17 protein-coding genes and 1 riboswitch are annotated in these 19981 nt (G+C 72.3%); of the genes, 9 read left to right on the top strand and 8 right to left on the bottom strand.

Annotated features, from left to right (window positions below):
• Nucleotides 1-116: 116 nt before the first annotated feature.
• On the top strand, nucleotides 117-1697 hold the full coding sequence (guaA, locus tag ACF08B_RS12160) for a glutamine-hydrolyzing GMP synthase (protein WP_392317232.1): 1581 nt from the start codon (nucleotides 117-119) through the stop codon (nucleotides 1695-1697).
• Nucleotides 1698-1706: 9 nt separating this feature from the next.
• Here guaA and ACF08B_RS12155 read toward each other — a convergent pair whose 3' ends face one another.
• Nucleotides 1707-2171: a pyridoxamine 5'-phosphate oxidase family protein gene (locus ACF08B_RS12155; RefSeq protein ID WP_392317300.1), complete on the bottom strand. Its 465-nt coding sequence runs from the start codon at nucleotides 2169-2171 to the stop codon at nucleotides 1707-1709.
• A gap of 171 nt (nucleotides 2172-2342) precedes the next feature.
• Here ACF08B_RS12155 and ACF08B_RS12150 point away from each other — a divergent pair, with 171 nt between their 5' ends.
• The 3 genes from ACF08B_RS12150 (at nucleotide 2343) to ACF08B_RS12140 (ending at nucleotide 5392) form a co-directional block, all read left to right on the top strand.
• Entirely contained in the window at nucleotides 2343-3137 is a 795-nt protein-coding gene (locus ACF08B_RS12150) for a class II aldolase/adducin family protein (RefSeq protein ID WP_392317231.1), read from the top strand.
• Between the two features lie 230 nt (nucleotides 3138-3367).
• Nucleotides 3368-4648: a hypothetical protein gene (locus ACF08B_RS12145; protein ID WP_392317230.1), complete on the top strand. Its 1281-nt coding sequence runs from the start codon at nucleotides 3368-3370 to the stop codon at nucleotides 4646-4648.
• Between the two features lie 216 nt (nucleotides 4649-4864).
• Entirely contained in the window at nucleotides 4865-5392 is a 528-nt protein-coding gene (locus ACF08B_RS12140; protein WP_392317229.1) for a DoxX family membrane protein, read from the top strand.
• Here ACF08B_RS12140 and ACF08B_RS12135 read toward each other — a convergent pair.
• Nucleotides 5389-5598, bottom strand: coding sequence for a hypothetical protein (locus ACF08B_RS12135; RefSeq protein WP_392317228.1), 210 nt, complete (start codon nucleotides 5596-5598; stop codon nucleotides 5389-5391). The two genes, ACF08B_RS12140 and ACF08B_RS12135, sit on opposite strands and share 4 nt — an antisense overlap.
• A complete protein-coding gene (locus tag ACF08B_RS12130; protein ID WP_392317227.1) occupies nucleotides 5585-7099 on the bottom strand; it encodes a PspC domain-containing protein in 1515 nt (504 codons plus the stop codon). Before ACF08B_RS12130 ends, ACF08B_RS12135 begins: the two co-directional genes overlap by 14 nt.
• A 211-nt stretch (nucleotides 7100-7310) precedes the next feature.
• Between ACF08B_RS12130 and ACF08B_RS12125 the strand changes: the two genes are divergently transcribed.
• Together ACF08B_RS12125 and ACF08B_RS12120 are read left to right on the top strand one after the other, a co-directional pair.
• Entirely contained in the window at nucleotides 7311-8603 is a 1293-nt protein-coding gene (locus ACF08B_RS12125; protein WP_392317226.1) for a PspC domain-containing protein, read from the top strand.
• Nucleotides 8600-9343 (top strand): LuxR C-terminal-related transcriptional regulator, encoded by a 744-nt coding sequence (locus ACF08B_RS12120; protein ID WP_392317225.1) that lies wholly within the window; start codon nucleotides 8600-8602, stop codon nucleotides 9341-9343. Before ACF08B_RS12125 ends, ACF08B_RS12120 begins: the two co-directional genes overlap by 4 nt.
• A gap of 22 nt (nucleotides 9344-9365) precedes the next feature.
• Here ACF08B_RS12120 and ACF08B_RS12115 read toward each other — a convergent pair whose 3' ends face one another.
• Nucleotides 9366-10430 carry an NlpC/P60 family protein gene (locus ACF08B_RS12115; protein WP_392317299.1) on the bottom strand — a complete coding sequence of 355 codons (1065 nt, stop codon included), beginning with the start codon at nucleotides 10428-10430 and terminating at the stop codon, nucleotides 9366-9368.
• A 477-nt stretch (nucleotides 10431-10907) separates the two neighbouring features.
• Between ACF08B_RS12115 and ACF08B_RS12110 the strand changes: the two genes are divergently transcribed.
• Nucleotides 10908-11261: a hypothetical protein gene (locus tag ACF08B_RS12110; RefSeq protein WP_392317224.1), complete on the top strand. Its 354-nt coding sequence runs from the start codon at nucleotides 10908-10910 to the stop codon at nucleotides 11259-11261.
• A 35-nt stretch (nucleotides 11262-11296) separates the two neighbouring features.
• Here the strand turns inward: ACF08B_RS12110 and ACF08B_RS12105 are convergent, their stop codons facing one another.
• Nucleotides 11297-12262, bottom strand: coding sequence for a tellurite resistance/C4-dicarboxylate transporter family protein (locus ACF08B_RS12105; protein WP_392317223.1), 966 nt, complete (start codon nucleotides 12260-12262; stop codon nucleotides 11297-11299).
• 101 nt (nucleotides 12263-12363) lie between these two features.
• Nucleotides 12364-13626 carry an NlpC/P60 family protein gene (locus ACF08B_RS12100; RefSeq protein ID WP_392317222.1) on the bottom strand — a complete coding sequence of 421 codons (1263 nt, stop codon included), beginning with the start codon at nucleotides 13624-13626 and terminating at the stop codon, nucleotides 12364-12366.
• Nucleotides 13627-13634: 8 nt separating this feature from the next.
• A riboswitch (cyclic di-AMP (ydaO/yuaA leader) is annotated at nucleotides 13635-13779 on the bottom strand.
• A 309-nt stretch (nucleotides 13780-14088) separates the two neighbouring features.
• Here ACF08B_RS12100 and pcrA point away from each other — a divergent pair.
• Nucleotides 14089-16569 carry a DNA helicase PcrA gene (gene pcrA, locus ACF08B_RS12095; protein ID WP_392317221.1) on the top strand — a complete coding sequence of 827 codons (2481 nt, stop codon included), beginning with the start codon at nucleotides 14089-14091 and terminating at the stop codon, nucleotides 16567-16569.
• Between the two features lie 58 nt (nucleotides 16570-16627).
• On the opposite strand, the gene ACF08B_RS12090 is transcribed toward pcrA, so the two are convergent.
• Both ACF08B_RS12090 and ACF08B_RS12085 read right to left on the bottom strand, forming a co-directional pair.
• Entirely contained in the window at nucleotides 16628-18208 is a 1581-nt protein-coding gene (locus tag ACF08B_RS12090; protein WP_392317220.1) for a M23 family metallopeptidase, read from the bottom strand.
• A 253-nt stretch (nucleotides 18209-18461) separates the two neighbouring features.
• Nucleotides 18462-19331 carry an esterase/lipase family protein gene (locus ACF08B_RS12085; RefSeq protein ID WP_392317219.1) on the bottom strand — a complete coding sequence of 290 codons (870 nt, stop codon included), beginning with the start codon at nucleotides 19329-19331 and terminating at the stop codon, nucleotides 18462-18464.
• 224 nt (nucleotides 19332-19555) lie between these two features.
• Between ACF08B_RS12085 and ACF08B_RS12080 the strand changes: the two genes are divergently transcribed.
• Nucleotides 19556-19978, top strand: coding sequence for a cobalamin B12-binding domain-containing protein (locus ACF08B_RS12080; protein ID WP_392317218.1), 423 nt, complete (start codon nucleotides 19556-19558; stop codon nucleotides 19976-19978).
• Nucleotides 19979-19981 lie beyond the last annotated feature (3 nt).

Genomic DNA, 19981 nt, shown 5'->3' with positions numbered 1-19981 from the left:
TCGTCTGCGTGAACATGGGGCCCAGTATGCCACGGCCCCCTTACCGGGGATGCCGCACCGCCCTCCCCGTTAGACTCGGTAGCACAGACCCCCGCCCGACCACCAGAAGGCACCCCGTGTCATCAGCGACTCCCACTGCCGCCAACCCCGACACCGTCCTGGTCGTCGACTTCGGCGCGCAGTACGCCCAGCTCATCGCCCGTCGCGTCCGCGAGGCGCGGGTCTACAGCGAGATCGTGCCGAGCACCATGCCGGTCCAGGAGATGCTCGCCAAGAACCCCGCGGCGATCATCCTCTCCGGCGGCCCCTCGTCCGTGTACGAGGAGGGCGCCCCCCGCCTCGACGGCGAGCTCTTCGAGGCCGGCGTCCCCGTCTTCGGCATGTGCTACGGCTTCCAGCTCATGGCGCAGGTCCTCGGCGGCACCGTCGACAACACCGGCGCCCGTGAGTACGGCCGCACCGATCTGCACGTCTCCAAGAACTCCTCCACCCTCTTCGAGGGCACCCCCGACGAGCAGCACGTGTGGATGTCGCACGGCGACGCCTGCTCCGCCGCCCCCGAGGGCTTCACCGTCACCGCCTCCACCGAGGTCGTCCCGGTCGCCGCCTTCGAGAACGACGAGAAGAAGCTCTACGGCGTCCAGTACCACCCCGAGGTCATGCACTCCACGCACGGCCAGCAGGTGCTGGAGCACTTCCTGTACCGCGGCGCCGGCCTCAAGCCCGACTGGACGACCGGCAACGTGATCGACGAGCAGGTCGCCGCGATCCGCGAGCTGGTCGGCGACAAGCGCGCCATCTGCGGTCTGTCCGGCGGGGTGGACTCCGCCGTCGCCGCCGCGCTCGTCCAGAAGGCCATCGGCTCCCAGCTCACCTGCGTCTACGTCGACCACGGTCTGATGCGCAAGGGCGAGACCGAGCAGGTCGAGAAGGACTTCGTCGCGGCCACCGGCGTGCAGCTGAAGGTCGTCGACGCCGAGGAGCGCTTCCTCACCGCCCTCAAGGGCGTCTCCGACCCGGAGGAGAAGCGCAAGATCATCGGCCGCGAGTTCATCCGCGTCTTCGAGCAGGCGCAGGCCGAGATCATCGCCGACGCGGGCCCGGCCGTGGAGTTCCTGGTCCAGGGCACCCTGTACCCGGACGTCGTCGAGTCCGGCGGCGGCTCCGGCACCGCCAACATCAAGTCGCACCACAACGTCGGCGGCCTGCCCGAGGACCTCGAGTTCCAGCTGATCGAGCCGCTGCGCAAGCTGTTCAAGGACGAGGTCCGGATGGTCGGCCACGAGCTGGGCCTGCCCGAGGAGATCGTCCAGCGCCAGCCCTTCCCGGGCCCGGGTCTCGGCATCCGCATCGTCGGCGAGGTCACCAAGGAGCGTCTGGACCTGCTGCGCGAGGCCGACGCCATCGCCCGCGAGGAGCTGACCGCGGCCGGCCTCGACCGTGACATCTGGCAGTGCCCGGTGGTCCTGCTCGCCGACGTCCGCAGCGTGGGCGTCCAGGGCGACGGCCGCACCTACGGCCACCCGATCGTCCTGCGCCCGGTCTCCTCCGAGGACGCCATGACCGCCGACTGGTCGCGGCTGCCCTACGACGTCCTGGCGAAGATCTCGACCCGGATCACCAACGAGGTCCGGGACGTCAACCGGGTCGTGGTCGACGTGACCTCGAAGCCGCCGGGCACCATCGAGTGGGAGTAGTCCGGGCGATCAGGTCCGCTTGAGAGTGCGCACCGGCTCTCCGGGCTTCCACACCTGGACCACCAGGTAGGTCTCGTCCTCGACGCGGGTCAGCACGAACTCCGTCACCTCGGTGCGGAAGAGGTGGAACGGCTGCGGCGGTTCCACCTCTTCCCCGTACCAGGCCTTCGTCTCCGCGCCGGCCTCGTACGCCCGTCCCGCGATCCGTACGTCCCCGCCACCCAGGTCCTTGCCCCCGCCCGGGTTCGCCTGGAGGGCGAAGCGCGGGTCGCGGCGCAGATCACGGGCCTTGAGGGAGCCGTCCATCATGCCGAGCCACAGCTCGCCCGCGCGGAAGTCGGCCTCCAGGCCGCAGGTGCGCGGCGAGCCGTCCTTGCGGAGCGTGGCGAGGACGTGGTGCCGGAACGCGCCGAAGCGCCGCTCGACGGTCCGGGCGAAATCGGGTTCGGCGGCGGCGAAGGCCGCCCAGGTCATCGGGCTCATGGCCGCAGTCTGAAGCCGATACCGGACATCCTCTGTCGGGATTTCGCCGCCGATTCCCCGGAGAATCCGGCCTGCGCGTCATCTTTACAGAACAGCCCTGCCTTTTTGCGCCGACCGGGGGTAATTTCCGGCCCGTACCGCAATCCCAGCGCTGGAGGACCTATGCACGGGCCCACCCCGCCCCCGCCGCTGCCCACCGACCAGCTGAAGTTCGCCATGCCGCCGATGCACGACTCGGTCGAGGACGAACGCCGGCACCGCAAGGAGCGCCTCGCGGGCGCCCTGCGGATCTTCGGGCGCCACGGCTTCGAGGACGGGGTGTCCGGGCACATCACCGCCCGCGACCCCGAGTTCTCCGACTGCTTCTGGGTCAACCCGTTCGGGATGCCGTTCAAGCACGTCACCGTCGGCGACCTCGTCCTCGCCAACGAGGACGGCCAGGTCGTCGAGGGCCGCTACCACGTCAACCAGGCCGCGTTCACCGTGCACGCCCAGGTGCACGCCGCCCGCCCGGACGTCGTCGCCGTCGCCCACTGCCACTCCGTGCACGGCCGCGCCCTCGCCGCGCTCGGCGAGCTGGTCGACCCCATCACCCAGGAGAGCTGCGCCTTCTACGAGGACGTGGCGCTCTACGACGCCTACAGCGGGGTCACCGTCGACGCCGAGGAGGGCCGCCGCATCGCCGGTGCGCTCGGCTCCCGCAAGGCGCTGGTCCTGCGCAACCACGGTCTGCTGACCGTCGGGGACTCGGTCGACGCGGCCGCCTGGTGGTTCCTCTCCCTGGAACGGTCCAGTCAGGTACAGCTCATGGCCCGCGCGGCCGGGCGCCCGGTGCTCATCGACCACCGGCAGGCCGTCGCCACCCGCGAACAGCTCGGCGGCGATCTCGTGGCCTGGATCAACTACCAGCCGCTGTGGCAGGACATCAGCCGCAGCGAACCCGACCTGCTCAGCTGAAGGCCCCGCGCACCCCGTGCCGCCGGACGATCCCGGCCGTACGGAGATTCTCGCGGCCGGGTCAACCCGACGCCTCCGAATTCACCCCCATTGACGCGGTCCCGTGACCCCGCGGGGCCTTGCGTAGGGCACAATTCGCTCTCGACACAGGGGAGTTATCGGCCGTGGCGCGGGCACCGTCGGGTGCCGCCGACCGGGTCGGAAGGCCGTGGGGAAGGCGGGCGTCGGGCGTGGCGGTGCAGGAAGCGAGAGGGGGCACGGGCCCCGACGGGGCCCACGAGGGCGGTTGCACCTGTGGGGGCTGCCCGCACGGCGCCCGGGAGGGACACCGGCGGGCGGTCGCCGCGTTCCTGCGCCGGCGCGACGAGTTCGCGGCCGGACAGGGGCTGCCGCCGGCCGTGGCGCACTCGGCCTCGGCGTCCCGCCAGTGGGTCTCCGAGGAGCTGACCCAGCGGGCCGAGGCCGTCGCCGAACGCGGCCGCGAGGAGGGCGAGGCATGGCTGGCCCGGCTGTGGCTGCGGACCCTGTGCGTGGTGTGGGGCGCGGTGGCCGTCCTGTTGCTGGCGGAGGCGCTCACCGCGATCGGCGCGGGCTGGACCGGTGCCCGCACCGCGGCCCTGCTCGCCGCGCTGGTCGTCGCGGGCGCGCTGACCGCCGCCTGTCTGCTCCACCGGACACGGGGCGGGGCGCTGGCCCCGGTGATCGGCGAGGACAACCGGATGTCCACGTCCCGTTCGGTGGCCGCCTGCTGGGTGCTGTTCGTCCTCTACGCCGTCCTGCTCCTGGCCGTCCGGCTGGCCGCCGCCTCCGGTCACGCCGAGCGCGACGCGCTGATCGCCGGGCTGGGCCTGGCGCGCGGCGCGGGCGCGGTGACCGTCCTCGCCGTGGTGTGCGGCATCGCCGTCCTGGTCCGCCGCGTGGTGGGCCTGCGCACCGTCGCCCAGCGGCTGCAAAAGGTGCCGGCCCACCGGCCGCGCGCCGCCGACCTGCTCACCGACGACTCCGGCCGGGGCGCCTTCACCGACATCCAGTACGTCGCCATCAGCGCCGTCGCGCTGCTGTTCGCCGCCGTGCGGCTCGCCCGCCGCCCCGACCAGCTGCCCGACCTGCCGTGGGGGCTGGGCGTGATCGTGCTGATCTCGGCCGCGACCTATCTGGCCGGCAAGTACGCCGAAGGCGGCCGCCCGGCCGTCCTCTCGGTGGTCCGCGCCCGCGAACCCGGCGACCTGGACGGGCCGATCCGCACCGGCGACGACATCGAGATCCGGGGCACCGGCTTCGTCCCGCCCGGCGCGCACAGCGCCGACCGGCTGTCGCGCATGGTCGTCCGCATCGGCGCGGTCGACGTCCAAGTGCCGCTCGTCCCCGTCGCGGGCGGCTTCCGCAATCCCACGGACACGGTCCTGACCGTGCCCGTCCCGGCCGAGGTGGAGCCGGGCTCGGTGGAGGTTCAGGTGGTGACCGCGGCCGGGGTGGCGACCAACCGGTGCGTCGTCCAGGTGACCGAGTGAATCACCGGCCGGCCGGGGGCCCGACAGACCGATGAGCAGGTCCGCCCTGCTCGTTCGGTGGCCCTTGGTCCGTATCTGACGCACCCCCACTCGCCGCAGTGGCTCGCGCCGGGCTCCTGGATCCGGAAAATCATCTGGTAGAGGATTGAACGGGCCTCCCTTGTCATACGTATCGTCAAGTGAGGGTGGCACGCGGGCGAGAGGTGGCTGGCAGTGATGACTCACGGTATTCGGACGGACACGCATGCGACCCGGTTGGACGGCCCCCGCGGACTGCGGGACACCGCCGCCCACTACGCCCTGCTGCCGCTGCGCGTCTTCCTCGGAATCACCTTCGTCTACGCCGGCCTGAACAAGCTCACCGACGGCACCTTTCTGAAATCCGGCGGCGCCGGCTCGATCGGCGAGACCATGCGCGCGGCCCGCGGTTCCGCCGCGGTCCCGGCCCTCATCGACCTCGCCCTCAAGAGCCCCGTCGGCTTCGGCTACGGCATCGCCCTCGGTGAACTGGCCGTCGGTATCGGCACCCTGCTCGGCTTGCTGGGCCGGCTCGCCGCCCTCGGTGGCGCGCTGATCTCGCTCAGCCTGTGGCTGACGGTCAGCTGGGCGACGAGCCCCTACTACTACGGCAACGACCTCGCCTACCTGATGGCCTGGCTGCCCCTGATCCTCGCCGGCGCCCCCTATCTCTCCGTGGACGCGGCCTGGCGGACCCGGCGCCGACGGTCCGGCGGGTACCTCTAGCCGCCCTCGGTGCCGCCCCGTCTGCGTATCCCCCGGGTCACTACGGCGATCGCCCCGGCCAGACACAGGCCGCCCACGACCAGCGGGACGATCGCGAACCACGGCGTCTCCCACAGGCCGCCCGCGTCCCCGGCGTACACGACACCGGTGGCGATCAGGAAGAGACCGGCGACCAGCTTCCCCGGCTGGAACTCATGACGCAGCACGGCTGACCACCACCTCTCCCACACCGACTTCGAGGGTGAGGTCCAGCGTGCCCGCGTCCCCGGCGCCCCGGGTGGGTTCGAGCGTCACGTCCTTGTGCCTGCCCGGCTGCACGTCCACGTCCTTCCTGTCGTCCCCGGGCAACCGGATGTCGCCCACTCCCACATCGATGCTCATCCGCACGGTCGCGTCCGCCGGCACGACCACCTTCAGCCGCCCCGCGCCCACATGGGCGCTAGTGGAGACCTGCTGTCCCTCCGCGGGGCTCACCCGGCTCAGGTCCAGCGTGCCCCGCCCGGTACCGAGCTCGTAGACCGAGCTCACCCGCGCCGCCGCGGCGGGTCTCCACGTGGTGTCCCGCCAGTGCGTGGTGATGTCCTTCGGCATGGCCGACACCCCGGCGAGCAGCGCGGCCGTGACTATCGCAAGGAACACCGTGCCGGCGCCCGTGCGGCCGAGGAACGAACTGACCACGAGCCCCAGGCCGAACACCGCGAGGGCACAGGCCAGACCGGTCTGCAGGCTGGTGCCCAGCGGGTGCGTGTGCCAGGTCAGTCCGGTGCCCAGACCGCCCGCCAGCAGGGCGAGCAGGAACACCCAACCGCCGATCCAGCGCGGGCCACGCGGTCTCGGAGGCGCGGGCCGCGCCGCCGCCGGCTGTGCGGAACCGGAATGGCTCCACGGCGTGGCGACGCCGACGTCGACCACCGAGACGAGGTCCCGCTCCTGGGCGTCGCCGGGGCCCCACAGATAACCGGTACCGCCGACATGGGTGCCGTCCTTGACGATCGGGTCCCGCCACCAGGACGGGTAGGAGGCGACGACCGGTGGCGCCTGGGCCTCCGGCGGGGCGTCGGCGGCGGCCTGCGCGGCGAGCGGGTCGGGGTCGGCGGCGCCACGGCGCCGCGACCAGTACCCGGCCCCCGCGAGCAGCAGCGAGAGCACCACGGCGAAGGTCAGCACCCCGCCGTTGCGCAGCATGGTCAGGAAGACCCCGCAGCCGACCAGGGCGAACAGCACGGCGGCCAGCGCCTGTCCGTCGACCCGGCCGGTGAGCAGCTTGCGGACCTCGTTCTCCTCCTCTTCCTCGTAGGGCACGAGGAGCCAGGCGAAGCCGTAGAAGATGAGTCCGATGCCGCCGGTCGCCGACAGCACGGCCAGGGTGATCCGGAAGATCACCGGGTCCATCTCCGTGTGGCGCCCGAGGCCCGCGCACACGCCCGCGATCATCTTGTGCCGACGGTCGCGCCGGAACCGGGCGGGTGCCTCGCCGAGGCCCGGCTCCTGCTCCTCTTCGGGTTCCCGCGTGCCCGCGTCGGCGCGGGGGCCGGTGCGGGCGTGGGCAGAAGGGTGGGTGTGGCTCCGGTCGTCGCCGGGGCCCCGGCCGGCCGCTCCCGTCCTCCCCGTCGCGGCGGGCGCGGCATCCGTCGGTCCGGTACCCGGTGCCGGGCGCGGGCCGGTGCCGGGTCCCGGACCCGTCGCGGCGTGCTCGTGATCCGTCATGCGTCCATGGTGACGGCCCGGCCGCCGCCGTGGCAGTCGGGACGACCCTGGGCGAACCCTGAAATCGGCCCTGAGACGAGGCCGGGAAGCGTTCGACCGGCGTCGGACCGCCCCGACCGGTCCCGCCCCGGCCCGACCCCGGCGAAGATCAGGGGCGTCTCGGGGACCGACCCTGATGCTCCGCCCCGCCTGCCGTGTGACCATCGTTGCCATGCCGGAAGCCGCAAGCCTGCCACTCGACGACCCGCGGCCGCCGCGCAAGCTCTACCGCAGCAGCGACGGACGCTGGCTCGGCGGAGTGGCGCGGGGCCTCGCCGGGCATCTCGGGCTGCCCGTCATCTGGGTGCGGCTCGTCTTCGTCGGGCTGTTCATGGCCGACGGGCTCGGCGCCCTGCTGTACGCGGCGTTCTGGTTCTTCGTCCCGCTCGGCGTCGGCGGCGTGGGCGAGCAGAGGCCACCGACGCTGGTCGGCACGGAGACCTCGCCGGACGGCCGCCGCAGACTCGTGGCCCGCAAGCCGGACCGGGGGCAGATCGTCGCGCTGCTCCTCATGGTCGTGGTCTCCGTGGTCTTCGTGGGCAGCGTCAACATGGGCAACGCGGCGAAGGCGTACCTGGTGCCCGCCGTGCTCGTCGCGGCCGGAGTCGCCCTGGTCTGGCGGCAGGCGGACAACGCCCGCCGGGCCCGCTGGGCCGAGGTCGGCCGCCGGCGCCGCACCCTCACCCTGCTGCGGGCGGCCGGCGGCGTCCTGCTCGTCACGGCCGGCGTGTCCGCCATCTTCGTCCTGCAGGGCTCGGCCGCCCACCTCGGCGCCGTCCTCCAGGCCGCGCTCGCCGTCCTGGTCGGCATCACCCTGCTCGCCGGCCCGTACCTGGTCCGCATGACCCAGGACCTGTCCGAGGAGCGCCTGATGCGCATCCGTGCCCAGGAGCGTGCCGAGGTCGCCGCCCACGTCCACGACTCCGTGCTGCACACCCTCACCCTGATCCAGCGCAACGCCGACAACGCGGGGGAGGTGCGCCGCCTCGCCCGCGCCCAGGAGCGCGACCTGCGCACCTGGCTGTACAAGCCGGAGGGCACCGGCAAGGACGAGGCCGACGAGCCGGACACGGTCGCGGAGGCGGTGCGGCGCAGCGCGGCCGAGGTGGAGGACAAGCACGGCGTGCCCATAGAGGTCGTCGTCGTCGGCGACTGCCCGCTGGACGAGAGGACGGCGGCGCAGATGCAGGCCGCACGCGAGGCCATGGTGAACGCCGCCAAGTACGGTGGCGAGGGCGGCGCCGTACAGGTCTATGCCGAAGTCGAGGGGAGGTCGGTCTTCGTGTCCGTGCGAGACCGCGGTCCCGGCTTCGACCTCGACTCGATACCCGCCGACCGCATGGGCGTCAGAGAATCGATCATCGGCCGCATGGAGCGCAACGGCGGCACGGCCCGGCTGCGGGCGGTGCCGGGCGGCGGCACGGAGGTCGAGCTGGAGATGGAGAGGGCGGAGAAGACGTCATGAGCGACGCGACCGAGGCGAACGGCACCAGCGGAGCGGGGGATGCGGCGGGGACCGGCCCGGGCGACGGCGGCGTGGGCGGGCGGCACGTACGCGTGGTGCTCGTGGACGACCACCGGATGTTCCGTACCGGTGTCCAGGCCGAGATCGGGCAGACCGCCGAGACCGGTGTCGAGGTGGTCGGTGAGGCGGCGGACGTCGACCAGGCGGTCACCGTCATCACCGCGACCCGGCCCGAGGTCGTCCTGCTCGACGTCCACCTGCCGGGCGGCGGCGGGGTCGAAGTGCTGCGCCGGTGCGCCGCGTTGATGGCGGACGCCGAGCAGCCCGTGCGCTTCCTTGCCCTGTCCGTCTCCGACGCGGCGGAGGACGTGATCGGTGTGATCCGCGGTGGGGCCCGCGGCTACGTCACCAAGACGATCACCGGTACCGACCTGGTCGACTCGATCTTCCGGGTCCAGGAGGGCGACGCCGTCTTCTCCCCGAGGCTCGCCGGGTTCGTCCTGGACGCCTTCGCGTCCACCGACGCCCCGCCCGTGGACGAGGACATGGACCGGCTCACCCAGCGCGAACGCGAGGTCCTGCGCCTGATCGCCCGTGGCTACGCCTACAAGGAGATCGCCAAGCAGCTGTTCATCTCGGTGAAGACGGTCGAGTCCCACGTCTCGGCGGTGCTGAGGAAGCTCCAGCTGTCCAACCGGCACGAGCTGACCCGCTGGGCGACCGCGCGCCGACTGGTCTGACCCCCCGGGAGGGGGGACACCCTCATGCCACCCGGGTGGCCCCGGCGAAGGGCATCTGGTCGATCGGGGCCAGCCGGACCGGTGCCGACGGGTTGGGGGCGTGGATCATCTGGCCGTTGCCGACGTAGAGCCCGACGTGGCTGATGCCGGAGTAGAAGAACACGAGGTCGCCGGGCTGCAGTTCCGACCGGGACACGCGCCGGCCCGCGTTGATCTGGGCGTAGGTGGTGCGCGGCAGGGAGAGGCCGGCGGAGCGGTAGGCGGCCTGGACGAGGCCCGAGCAGTCGAAGGCGTTCGGGCCGGTCGCGCCCCACACATAGGGGCTGCCGAGCTTGGCGTAGGCGTAGGAGACGGCCGCCGCCGCACGGGAGTGGGGAGCCGGGGAGGACTCGGTCGGCTCCGGTGCGTCCCGGGGTTCCGGCGCCGACCGGGAAGCTCGCCCGGTCCCGGTCCCGTCACCGGTGGCCTCCGCCTGCTGCTGCGGGGTCAGCCGCGACAGCAGCCGCCGGGCCTCCTCGAGCTTGCCGGTGATGGTCATCTTCTGCCGCTTCAGCTCCGTCTGCCGTGAGCGCAGCGACTTCAGCTCGACCCGCGCGGCGCCGCGCAGCCGCTCGATCTCACGCAGCTGATCGCGCACCCGGGACACGGCGTCGGCCTGCCGGTCGCCGGCCCGCTCCGCCAAGGCAGCGCCCTCCAGGTAGTGGTCGGGGTCGCTGGAGAGGGCCAGCTGCCAGGCCGGGTCGATGCCGCCGTCGCGGTACTGGGCCGCCGCGATCGAACCGAGCGCGTCCCGCGCCGTGTTCAGCCGCTGCTGCTTGCGGGCGGCCTGGTCCTGCAGCCCGTCGAGCCGGTGCTGGGCGGTGTCGGCCTTCTCCTTGGCCCCGTTGTACTTCTCGGTGGCGGCCTCCGCCTCCTGGTACAGCCTGGCGACCTTCGCCTTGACCTGGGTCGGCGTCAGTTGCGGCTCGGCGTGGCCCGTCCCGTCGAACGCCGTGGCCGTGGCAGCGCCCGCGAGGGCGAGGGTGGCGGCCGTCCGGACCGTATGGCCGCTGAGCGGACTCTGCCGGGGCTTTCGGTGGGCTGCCACCTGGACCGTCACGACCTTTCCGTAGGACTCGTGCGACCGAGCGGTCGACGTGCCCGGCGGCGGCCCGTACAGGGGGAGCGCGCCACCGCCGGGCCTTTCTCGGCGGAGGTGGCCGACTGCCGCCCCTGGCCCGGGCGGCGGTGGGGAGCCGGTCACCTGGGGGAGGACGCTAAACCGGTCGGTGACGAGTCGGTAACGCGGTGTGCGGAACTGGCTTCGACGGATCGCGGAACGACCGTATGTGACCGTGTTGACCTTCCGGAGTCGACACCTTCACGCAGCGTGGTGACCGAAGCGCGGAAAGGGGGACGGGCGGGATGCGTGTGGTGCTATGGCGCGCATATATGCAAGATCGTCGGCGGTGGGTGACGAGGCCCGGACGTCCGCTCCGACCGTCCGCCTGGGCCCGGCCGGTGAGGGCGGTGCGAGGGGCCCGGTGCGAAGAGCCAGGCAGGTCCCTGGCTAGGCTCCGGCTCCATGGACGTACTCATCCATCTCTTCGTCGGCCTGCACATCATCGGCATCGCCGCGCTGCTCGGCGGTTTCCTCACCCAGATGAAGGCGATGGGCCGGGGCACGGCCCGGTTCGTGCCCGGGATGCTGCACGGTGCCGCGACCATGCTGGTCACCGGCGTGGCCCTGGTCGGCCTCAACCAGGCCGACGGTCACCACGTCAACAACCTCAAGATCGGCGTGAAGCTGGCCCTGCTGATCGTGATCCTCGGGCTGGTCTACGTGAAGCGCGACGAGGAGCGGGTTGACAAGGGGCTGTTCGCCCTGGTCGGCGCGCTGACCACGGCGAACGTCTTCATCGCCGTCCTGTGGACCTGAGCGGCCGCGGCTGACGGCCCGGCCGGACCCGACGGTCAGCCGGGCCCGCCGCCGGCGCGGGCCGTGCGCAGCGCACCCATGGCCGTGGCCAGCCACGCCGCCACCCCGACCCACACCAGCACCTGCCCCGGCACCCTGAGCCACGGGGCGTCCATGGCGGTGGAGACGGACAGCGTCGCCGCAGCCGTCATCCCCATCGGGAAGACCGTCGCCCACCGCCGCAGGTCGTAGCGGAGCCGGGGTCGGACCGCCTCGGCCACCAGCAGCACGGCGTACGCGGCGAGATCCAGCACGAGCAGGGCCGCCGTCACGTCGCGCAGTACGCCGCGGTCGTCCAGGTTCCACAGGTACATGGGCCCGTCACCCGCCGCGATCAGCCTCGCGCCGGCCAGCGCCGAGATCGCGAGCGCCCCGCCCGCGATCCAGTGGTCCCCGGCGCCCTCCAGCACCTGCCGCAGGTCGAAGCGGACCAGGGCGAGGCCGTAGAGCACCAGCCCCAGCCAGAACAGCACCATCGCCGTGTGCGCCAGCCACGCCGTCTCGACGGCCGCGGCCAGCGTGGCGCCCAGCACGGCGAGGCCCTGTGTGGCCACACAGCCCAGGAAGACCGAACCCGGCATGCGCCGGTCCCAGTGCCGCATCACGAAGACGAGCAGCCCCGGCCAGAGCAGCGCCGAGAGCGCGAGCAGTGCCGCGGCCAGGGTCTCCCAGCCCAGCACCGAGAGCCGGGTGCCCAGCACGGTCGTCGCGGCGACCGCGGTCAGCGCGCCCGGAGTCGCCGCGTCGGCCAGCCACCGCGGCCGGTCGGTGGCCAGCCGCATGACGAAGTCGGCCGCCAGCGCCACCCAGGCGATCGCGGCCAGGAGCAGCACCACCCGGGACAGCGTCTCGTCGCCGGACAGGTGCAGGCCCATCGACACGATGCCGGTCGCCATGACCGCGGCGCCGGCGGCGGGAGGCCACCCCGCCCACCACGCACGCAATTCCGAGATGCCGGGCATGCGCCGATGCTAGGCAGCCGCGACGGGCCGACCGGGCAGGCCACGCGCGCGTAGCGGGCAAAAACACCGGCACGCGCGCGTGGATGCGCGGGCGGAAGGGGTCAGGCCGGCCGGACCACGCCCAGGACGAGCGCCTCGCCGCCTCGGTGGACAGGCTCCTCGCGGATGTAGGCGCCCGGTTCCGGGGCGTGGATCATCGTTCCGTCACCCGTGTACAGACCCACATGGCTGCTGTCCTCGTGGAAGAAGACCAGGTCACCGGGGCGAGCGTCGGCGAGGGCCACCGCAGTGCCCGCGACGGCCTGGTCGCGGGCGGCGCGCGGAAGGGTGACACCGGCGGCCCGCCACGCTGCCTGGGTGAGGCCGGAGCAGTCGTAGGAACCGGGGCCGCTGGCACCGCTCACGTAGGGCCTGCCGAGCTGGGCGCGGGCGAAGGCGATCGCCTTCTCGGCCTTGGTGGCCTGCTGCGCGACCGTGGACGCGGAAGGCGCGGGTGCGGTGGAGGACGTCGCGGCCGCGTGCGTCTGCGGGCCGGTGTCCTCCCAGGCGGCCGGGGCGGGTACGGCGGGCAGCCCGTCCTCCCAGGCTGCGGGGGCGGACGCGGCGGGGAGTCCGTCCTCCCAGGCCGCCTGGGCCGAGCCGGTGGAGGGTCCGTCCTCCCAGGCCGCGGGGGTGGATGCCGTGGAGGGTCCGTCCTCCCACGTCGCCTGTGCGGGCACCGCGGGCAGCGCGTCCTGCCAGGGCGCCGGGTCGGGCTCGGCGGGGTGCGCGGCGCCCCAGGGTGTGGGGTCGGACTCGGCGGGGCGCGCGTGTCCCTGGGCGGGGAGCCGCGAGAGCAGGTCCCGCGTGGTGGCGAGCTTGCGCTGGACGGCGGCCTTCGCGGCCTTCACGTCGTAGGGCGCGGCGTCGGTGTCCGCCGTCCGCGGGCTCCTGCCGGTCCTGCCGCGCTCGGCCGTGTCCCGCACGCGCGAGGCCAGCCGGTTCATCACCCTGTTCTGGGCGAAGTGGTCCTGCGGGAACTCCGTGAGGAGAAAGGCGGCCGTGTCCGGGCCGGCGGCGGGCGCCACTCGCCCCTCCGGCGCCTTGGCGCGCCGGTTCCCGCGGCGGGCGCTCTCCTGGCGCGGCTCCTCCTCGCGGGCGCGCTGCCTGGCCGCCGGTTCGTCCTCCGGAGACGAGTCGGCCCGGCGGTAGAGCTCGTCGATCTTCTTCTCGATCTCCTCCATGCTCGGCCTGCCGTCGTCGGCGGCGGCCTCGGCCGTCTGCGACAGGACGGCCACGGAGGTGAAGGCGGCGGTGGCGAGAGCGGGGCCGCGCAGGCCCGGTCCACGGGTGCCGCCGGGGCGCGGCTTGCGGTGCGACGCCAAGGCTGGCGACTCCTTCCAAACGGCCGCCTACCGGGTTAGCTGTCGGGTTCGGGCGGGTGGTTCGGAAGGGTTGCCCTACGGCGTCGTCCCGGGTGGGAGTCGGCCGATTCACCCCGGGATCGGTGGGTCCCCGGCTCTGGGCGCCGTGCGAGGCGCGCCGGACTCGGCGGAGGCCGCGCGGCCCGGCGACGTTCGCCGGAGTGGGGTCGTGCGGCCTGACGGCAACCTAGCCAACTCGTGTGTCTCCTGTGAAGGTTGGTGAGCGGTTTGTCCGATACATTTCTGTGACCTGAGGTCAGGTTTATACAGGGGTGACCAGGCGCTTCCGCAGCGTGAGGGGTATGAAGGGGGTTCGCCGGGAAGATCGATGCCGTCGTGGAAGTACTCGGGAACGGCCGTCCGCGGGCCATGTTCCGGGGACCGGGACCGGTTGTCGGTGGGGCGCCCTAGACTCGTAGAGCGATGAGCAGCCTCTTTGACGACAGCTTCCTGGCGGACCTCCGGCCCCCTCGTGGGCACGACGAGGAGCCCCCGCCGCCGCCCGAGCACGATCACGCCCCGGAGCCGATTCCGGACGATCTGTTCGGCGGGAAGTTCGACGTGCCGCCGGACCGGGACGCCCACTACCGCGACGGCGCCCCGCGCCCCGCCCTGGACCCGGCGGCCCTCCTGGAGGGGCTGAACGAGAACCAGCGCGCCGCCGTGGCGCACGCCGGCTCCCCCCTGCTCATCGTCGCCGGTGCGGGCTCCGGCAAGACCCGCGTGCTCACCCACCGCATCGCGCACCTGCTCGCCGAGCGGCATGTGCACCCCGGCCAGATCCTCGCGATCACCTTCACCAACAAGGCCGCGGGCGAGATGAAGGAGCGCGTCGAGCAGCTCGTCGGCCCGCGCGCCCACGCGATGTGGGTCATGACCTTCCACAGCGCCTGCGTGCGCATCCTGCGCCGGGAGTCCAAGAAGCTCGGCTTCACCTCGTCGTTCTCGATCTACGACGCCGCCGACAGCAAGCGCCTGATGGCCCTGGTCTGCCGTGACCTGGACCTCGACCCCAAGCGCTTCCCGCCCAAGTCCTTCAGCGCCAAGATCAGCAACCTGAAGAACGAGCTGATCGACGAGGAGGACTTCGCCGCCCAGGCCACCGACGGCTTCGAGAAGACCCTCGCCCAGGCCTACGCCCTGTACCAGTCGCGGCTGCGGGAGGCGAACGCCCTCGACTTCGACGACCTGATCATGACGACGGTCAACCTGCTGCGCGCCTTCCCGGACGTCGCCGAGCACTACCGCCGTCGCTTCCGGCACGTCATGGTCGACGAGTACCAGGACACCAACCACGCCCAGTACGCCCTGGTCCGCGAGCTCGTCGGCACCGCCGCGCACCCGGTGGACGTACCGCCGAGCGAGTCCGACCTGCCGCCGGCCGAGCTGTGCGTCGTGGGTGACGCGGACCAGTCCATCTACGCCTTCCGCGGAGCGACGATCCGCAACATCCTCCAGTTCGAGGAGGACTACCCCGACGCGACGACGATCCTGCTGGAGCAGAACTACCGCTCCACGCAGACCATTCTGTCCGCCGCCAACGCGGTCATCGAGCGCAACGAGTCCCGCCGCCCGAAGAACCTGTGGACCAACGCCGGCGAGGGCGCGCGGATCACCGGTTACGTCGCCGACACCGAGCACGACGAGGCCCAGTTCGTCGCCGACGAGATAGACCGCCTGGTCGACGCGGGCGAGGCGAAGGCGGGCGACGTCGCCGTCTTCTACCGCACCAACGCCCAGTCCCGTGTCTTCGAAGAGATCTTCATCCGCGTCGGCCTGCCCTACAAGGTCGTCGGCGGTGTCCGCTTCTACGAGCGCAAGGAGGTCCGGGACGTCCTCGCCTACCTGCGTGTCCTCGCCAACCCCGAGGACACGGTGCCGCTGCGCCGCATCCTCAACGTGCCCAAGCGGGGCATCGGCGACCGCGCCGAGGCGATGATCGACGCCCTCTCCCAGCGCGAGAAGATCAGCTTCCCCCAGGCGCTCAAGCGCGTCGACGAGGCGTACGGCATGGCCGCGCGCTCCACCAACGCGGTCAAGCGGTTCAACACGCTGATGGAGGACCTGCGGACGATCGTGGAGTCCGGGGCGGGACCGGCGACGGTGCTGGAGGCCATACTCGAACGCACCGGCTATCTGGCCGAGTTGCAGGCCTCCACCGATCCGCAGGACGAGACGCGCATCGAGAACCTCCAGGAACTCGCCGCCGTGGCCCTGGAGTTCGAGCAGGAGCGCGCCGAGGGAGAGACGGGCACGCTCGCCGACTTCCTGGAGCAGGTCGCCCTGGTCGCCGACTCGGACCAGATCCCCGACGAGGAGGACGGCGACGGCGTCATCACGCTGATGACCCTGCACACCGCCAAGGGCTTGGAGTTCCCGGTCGTGTTCCTGACCGGCATGGAGGACGGCGTCTTCCCGCACATGCGCGCCCTCGGCCAGAACAAGGAGCTGGAGGAGGAGCGGCGCCTGGCGTACGTCGGCATCACCCGCGCGCGGGAGCGGCTGTACCTCACGCGGTCGGCGATGCGCAGCGCCTGGGGTCAGCCGTCGTACAACCCGCCCTCCCGCTTCCTGGAGGAGATCCCGCCGACCCACGTGGACTGGAAGCGGACGGGGGCCGCCGCGCCGGTGTCCTCCGGGCCGGCCTCCGGGATCGCGGCCTCCCTGTCCTCGTCCCGCTCACGCTCCTCGGCGTCCGGTGCGTCCGGGTTCGCCACGCGGCGCACCGCGGAGAAGCCGGTGGTCGCGCTGGCCGTCGGAGACCGTGTCACCCACGACCAGTTCGGTCTCGGCACGGTCGTCGCGGTCAAGGGCACGGGTGGGAACGCGGAGGCGACGATCGACTTCGGCGACACCAAGCCGAAGCGGCTGCTGCTGCGGTACGCGCCGGTGGAGAAGCTCTAGAACGCGATGAGCCCCGCCTGCACGGGCGGGGCTCACTCGGCACGAGGAACAGGCGGGCTCAGGTCGGGTCCAGCCCGTGGCTGCGCAGCCACGGCAGCGGGTCTATGGCCGCCCCGCCCGCCGGCCGTACCTCGAAGTGCAGGTGCGGGCCGGTGGAGTTGCCCGAGTTGCCGGAGTAGGCGATCGGCTGGCCGGCCTTGACGACCGTGCCGGAGGCCACGCGGTAGCTGGAGAGGTGGCAGTACCAGGTCTCCGTGCCGTCCTTCGCGGTGAGGATCAGCATGTTGCCGTAGGCACTGTTCCACTTGGTGCTGACGGTTCCGTCGGTGGCGGCCATCACCGTGGTGCCGTAGGAGACGGGGAAGTCGATACCGGTGTGCACCGACATCCAGTTCACGCCCGCCTGGCCGAAGTAGGCGCTGAGTCCGCGGTCCATGACGGGCAGCGCGAACTTGGGCCGCAGCCGTTCCTTGAGCGCGGCCTCCGCCGCGGCCTTCTTCTGCTGCAGTTCCTGCTGGGCCTTGAGGTCGATCCGCTCCTGGGTGCGGCTGGCCCGGTCGGCGAAGTCGTCGGCGCCCGCCGCGAGCGTCTTGAGCTGGGTGTCCAGCTTGTTGTTGGCGACCGACGGCTGCACCGCGTGCGCGTCCGAGGCGGAGGCGGAGGCGGAGGTGTCCTTGGAGTCGTCGGTCAGCGTGCCGACGGAGGCGGCGGCGATCCCGGCGACCCCCATCACGCAGGCGGAGGGCACGGCGACGGTCAGCAGGGCGGAGCGCTTGGCGGGCGTACGGCGCCGGGACCGGCCCGCGCCGCGCGAGCCCGCACGGGCCGCCGGAACCGGGGTGATCTCCTCCTGCCCGTCCAGCAGGCCGGGCACGGCGGGCAGTTCACCGGTGGCGGTCGGATCGCCCTCGCCGGCGGGCCGCTCCTCGTACGTGCCGTCGCCGTAGACGGTGTCGTCGTACGTGGTGTGCTCGTACCCGCCGTCCTCGTACGACGGCTGTTCGAAGGGTGCGGTCGCGTGCGCGTCGCCCGTCCGGTCGAACCCGGCGCCGACGTGCGCGTCCGCGACCTGGCCGAACGTGGCCGTGGCCTGCTGGTCGAACGGTTCGGCAGCCTGCTCGGCCTCCGCCGTCACGGCCTGGCCGGCGGCGTTCCACTGCGTGGCGTCGTAGGCGCCGGTGTCGAAGGTCTGGGTGCCCCACTCCCTCTGCGCGGCGGTGTCGGCGCCGGCCGGCTGTCCGGGCTGGAGCCAGGCACTCGCGTCCCACTGCCCGCTGACGTCGTGCCCCGTGGCCTGCGCCGGAACCGTCCAGGCGGTGCTGTCGTACGCACCCGAGTCGTAAGGCGAGTGGTGCTGGGCCGCGTAGGGGTCGTAGTGCGGGGTCTGACCGGTGCCGGTCTGCCAGTGCGTGGTGTCGTACGCGCCCGTGGTGTGCCCGTCGCCCGGGAGGCTGCCGAAGAGCGGATCGGCGTCGAAGCCTGCGGAACCGGCCGCGAAACCCGTGGCGTCGTAATGACCGTACGTGGTGACGTCGTCGTAGGCGACTTCCGGTGTCCCGTACGGTGCGTAGTGCGCTGCGGAGGCGTCGGAAGCCGGGGCCGGGGTGGTCATGGTCCCCGACGGGTGACGGTCGTTCACCAACTTCTCTTTCGCCTCGACAACAGGGGCTGCCAGAGCAGTGCGGTGACTGTACCCGGCGGTACGCGGGCGCGACAATCTTCGGCCTGTTTCGCGTGGGCCGGAAACGGGCATTCGGCCGTGTTTCGGGGGACCCCGGACGCGACTTTGGCCTTGTGTTCGATGAATGTTCGATGTCGGGTGACGGTGAGTCACCTGTGCGCGGGCCGTACCGCGCCGTCGGCGGTCCTTTCTCCCGCTTCGGACACAGGCTCTAGGCCACCGTCAGGCCGTCCGCGAGCCGGTCCCCGGGCTGTGCGCTGTCGAGTGCCTCGCGTATCCCGGTCGCGACCGCCGGGTGCACGGGCAGGGCGAGATGCCCGATGCCGGTCACCCGGACGTTCTGCGCATCGAGGTCGGGGTGCTCCAGGCAGGCCGTCTCCAGCGGGACCATCAGGGAGTCCAGGTCGCTCCAGAAGCTGACGAACCGCGTGCGGCAGCCGGGCGCGGGCCGGGACAGCTCCTCGATCACCTCCGAGCCGGGCCGCATCTGGCGCACGATCGGATGCGCGTTGGCGAGCGGCGCCACCCGGGTCCCGGCGTGCGGGGTGCCGAGCGTGACGAGCATGCGTACCCGCAGGTCACCGCCGAGGCACTGCACGTAGTAGCGGGCTATCAGGCCGCCGAGGCTGTGCCCCACGATGTCGACCCGCGTGTTGCCGGTGCGCTCGCAGATCTCCTCGATGTGCCGGCCGAGCAGCTCGGCGGCGGCACGGATGTCGCAGGTCAGCGGGGAGTAGTTGAGGGATTCCACCCGCTGCCTGCCGTGCTGGACCAGGCTGCGGCGCAGCAGCACGAACACCGAGCGGTTGTCGATGAAGCCGTGCAGCAGCACCACGGGCGGACCGGAGCGGACGGGCAGCCGTGCGGTGCCCTCGGCGGCGGGATCGGGGCCGTCCCCGGCCGGCAGGGCGGCACGGCGCTCCTGGACGAGGCCGGTCGGATAGAGCAGGAGGTGGCCGGCCAGGATGGCGGCCTCGAGGGCCGTCGCCTTGAGCAGCGCCACGGAAAGTCCGGCGATTCTGCCGGGCCACAGGCGGCGGCAGAGCGGGAGGAAGAGCGGAAGAACTCCGGTGACCTTCATGGCCGACCTCCTGTCGGCACACCGGAGGACGGCTCGATCCCCCGTGTGCCCTGATGTCCCACCGTGTGATTTCCCCCTCCCTGCGCACCGTAAAACTGCCGGTTGCGGGATGCTGGAGATAACGTTCGTTCACTTCGCGGCGGGTGGCGGGACGCGCCAAAAGTGCGGTACTTGTCGTTACGGACGGAAGCGATCGCTTCCGTGATCGTGTGATGGAGGCAGTGATGGGTGTGGCAGCCGGTCCGATCCGCGTGGTGGTGGCCAAGCCGGGGCTCGACGGCCACGATCGCGGGGCCAAGGTCATCGCGCGCGCCCTGCGCGACGCCGGCATGGAGGTCATCTACACCGGGCTCCACCAGACGCCGGAGCAGATCGTCGGCACGGCCATCCAGGAGGACGCCGACGCGATCGGCCTGTCCATCCTCTCGGGGGCGCACAACACGCTGTTCGCCGCGGTCATCGACCTGCTCAAGGAGCGGGACGCCGCGGACATCCTCGTCTTCGGGGGCGGCATCATCCCGGAAGAGGACATCGCGCCGCTGAAGCAGAAGGGCGTCGCGGAGATCTTCACGCCGGGCGCGACGACCACGTCGATCGTGGAGTGGGTCCGGGAGAACGTCCACCAGCCGGCCGCGTCCGGGGGCTGAGCG

This window comes from Streptomyces sp. NPDC015139, assembly GCF_043079785.1.
Taxonomy (GTDB): Bacteria; Actinomycetota; Actinomycetes; order Streptomycetales; family Streptomycetaceae; genus Streptomyces; species Streptomyces albidocamelliae.
Note: the sequence above shows the minus strand (reverse complement) of the source record. Positions and strands in the feature narration are given on the sequence as shown.

Bases quoted from the DNA above. Each gene is read 5' to 3' on its own strand.
- ACF08B_RS12085 (WP_392317219.1), bottom strand. From the start codon at position 19,331: ATGAAGGTCACCGGAGTTCTTCCGCTCTTCCTCCCGCTCTGCCGCCGC.
- ACF08B_RS12120 (WP_392317225.1), top strand. From the start codon at position 8,600: ATGAGCGACGCGACCGAGGCGAACGGCACCAGCGGAGCGGGGGATGCG.
- ACF08B_RS12080 (WP_392317218.1), top strand. From the start codon at position 19,556: ATGGGTGTGGCAGCCGGTCCGATCCGCGTGGTGGTGGCCAAGCCGGGG.
- ACF08B_RS12125 (WP_392317226.1), top strand. From the start codon at position 7,311: ATGCCGGAAGCCGCAAGCCTGCCACTCGACGACCCGCGGCCGCCGCGC.
- ACF08B_RS12105 (WP_392317223.1), bottom strand. From the start codon at position 12,262: ATGCCCGGCATCTCGGAATTGCGTGCGTGGTGGGCGGGGTGGCCTCCC.
- ACF08B_RS12110 (WP_392317224.1), top strand. From the start codon at position 10,908: ATGGACGTACTCATCCATCTCTTCGTCGGCCTGCACATCATCGGCATC.
- pcrA (WP_392317221.1), top strand. From the start codon at position 14,089: ATGAGCAGCCTCTTTGACGACAGCTTCCTGGCGGACCTCCGGCCCCCT.
- ACF08B_RS12150 (WP_392317231.1), top strand. From the start codon at position 2,343: ATGCACGGGCCCACCCCGCCCCCGCCGCTGCCCACCGACCAGCTGAAG.
- ACF08B_RS12155 (WP_392317300.1), bottom strand. From the start codon at position 2,171: ATGACCTGGGCGGCCTTCGCCGCCGCCGAACCCGATTTCGCCCGGACC.
- ACF08B_RS12130 (WP_392317227.1), bottom strand. From the start codon at position 7,099: ATGACGGATCACGAGCACGCCGCGACGGGTCCGGGACCCGGCACCGGC.
- ACF08B_RS12140 (WP_392317229.1), top strand. From the start codon at position 4,865: ATGACTCACGGTATTCGGACGGACACGCATGCGACCCGGTTGGACGGC.